Below are 1764 nucleotides of genomic sequence, written 5' to 3'. Positions count from 1 at the left end.
CCGTGGCGTCGGCCACGGTCGGCAGGCGTGAGTCGTAAAACACGTGCTCGCTTGAAATCGGAATGAACTCCCCGGGCGCGGTCGGGATGTACGAACCCGGCGGCACGGTGCTCATGGACGGTGGTACGGGGTGGGCGAAGGGTTGGTCGGCGCCGTAATAGTTGAATTCACTGCTGTAGTTGGTGGTGGGCATGTCGTCGGCGTGGGCGACAGCGGTGGCGCTCAGGCAAACGGCGAGCAACAGCGTCAGATTGGTTTTGTTCATGGCAACACCTGCGAAATCGGTTTAATCACATGTCCCCAAGGTCATTAACTATAGCTGCCGCCGTGGGCAGCCGTCGGTGCTGTGCGGATTACATGTTCGCAACACCTGCCAGGATGAGGTTGAACTAGACTCCGGCCGGTCAAATCGACGACCCGAACCCTGGAGCGTGCAATGGAACTGCCGACAAAAGAACAAGCCATCGCCAGCAACCGCGAGGCCTGGAATGACTCCGCCCGTCACCACAAAGACTCAAGCGAATGGCRAGCCTTGTTGAAGGACGTGACCCACGCGGATTTCTCCTGCCTGGATGACACCTTGACCGCCTTGCTGACCCAGACAGGTGTCGACGGCAAGGAGGTGGTGCAACTGGGCTGCAACAACGGCCGCGAAAGTCTGTCGCTGTTTGCCCTGGGCGCGCGCAGCGTGGTGGGTGTCGACCAGTCTGAAGCATTTCTCGAACAGGCACGGGAACTGGCGTCCCGCTCGCCCCATGCGCCGCAATTCATCGAAGCGGACATTCACCACTTGCCTGCGCAACTGCAGGAGCGCTTTGACCTCGCGCTGATCACCATCGGCGTCCTGAACTGGATGCCGGATATCAGCGAATTCTTCCGCCATGCGGCGCGCACGCTGAAGCCGGGTGGCGCACTGGTGGTGTACGAAACCCACCCGTTCCTGGAAATGTTCGACCCCGAGACAACCGATCCTTTTCGCCTGGCCAGCTCATACTTCCGTCGCGAACCGTTCGTGCAGCACGAACCGATCGTCTACGAAGGCAAGGTCGAACAGCCGTCGGCGGCGTCCTACTGGTTCGTCCACACCCTGGGCGACCTCTTCAGCGCCGCCATTGCGGCAGGGCTGCAGATCCGTCACTTCAAGGAATACCGGCACTCCAATCGCGAAGAATGCTATGACCGCTATCAGCAGCAGGTGGCGCAGTTGCCGTTGTGTTTTACGTGGGTGGTGGTGAAGAACTGAGTGATGTGTAGCTCGGACTGACGCCTTCGCAAGCAGGCTCGCTCTCACACTGAATCTTTGTCGTACACAGGATTTGTGTATGACATCGGTCAAAATGTGGGAGCGAGCCTGCTCGCGATGGCGGCGACGCGGTTTCAGGTGGACCCGGTTAGAACTGAATAGGCCTCGGTTATGTAGTCGATAGCTCGAGAAAACTCTTCGACATCTCCGTATTTCATTACCTGAAAAAAGTACTCGTTGATGGCCTCGTTGCTATCGAGTATTGCTGCCATGTCGAAGTCTTTTAATTTCTCTTTCATTGGCTCTGACTCCCGAATCCAATTCGAAAGTACTCGCAGATGGTGGTCCAAGGCGAGTCAGGCTGCTCCTTACTGATGTACGCTTTTTCCTAGAAGTATGTGAGACGTTTAACTTCATCGCGAGCAGGCTCGCTCCCACAAGCACGAGGCGAGCTATTCCAGAACGGCCTATGCGCGCTGCAGTACGGTATCACCCGCAGCGGTATAGGCCACCCTTGGCAC

General features: G+C 57.7%; 3 protein-coding genes. 1 reads left to right on the top strand and 2 read right to left on the bottom strand.

Translation table 11 applies throughout. The features are described 5' to 3' along the window. On the bottom strand, positions 1-265 hold a 265-nt coding region (locus ACXRVY_RS27235), incomplete at its 3' end, for a hypothetical protein (protein ID WP_458238751.1). 171 nt (positions 266-436) lie between these two features. Here ACXRVY_RS27235 and ACXRVY_RS27230 point away from each other — a divergent pair. Continuing rightward, complete coding sequence (locus ACXRVY_RS27230) at positions 437-1243, top strand: class I SAM-dependent methyltransferase (protein ID WP_458238750.1); 807 nt, start codon at positions 437-439, stop codon at positions 1241-1243. Between the two features lie 134 nt (positions 1244-1377). Here the strand turns inward: ACXRVY_RS27230 and ACXRVY_RS27225 are convergent, their stop codons facing one another. Continuing rightward, the gene (locus ACXRVY_RS27225) at positions 1378-1542 is read right to left on the bottom strand and encodes a helix-turn-helix domain-containing protein (RefSeq protein WP_223463545.1); all 165 of its coding nucleotides are present in this window, start codon (positions 1540-1542) and stop codon (positions 1378-1380) included. Between the last annotated feature and the right edge of the window lie 222 nt (positions 1543-1764).

This window comes from Pseudomonas sp. P5_A2_2, from assembly GCF_054177685.1.
This window is presented reverse-complemented; position numbering and strand designations above follow the sequence as displayed.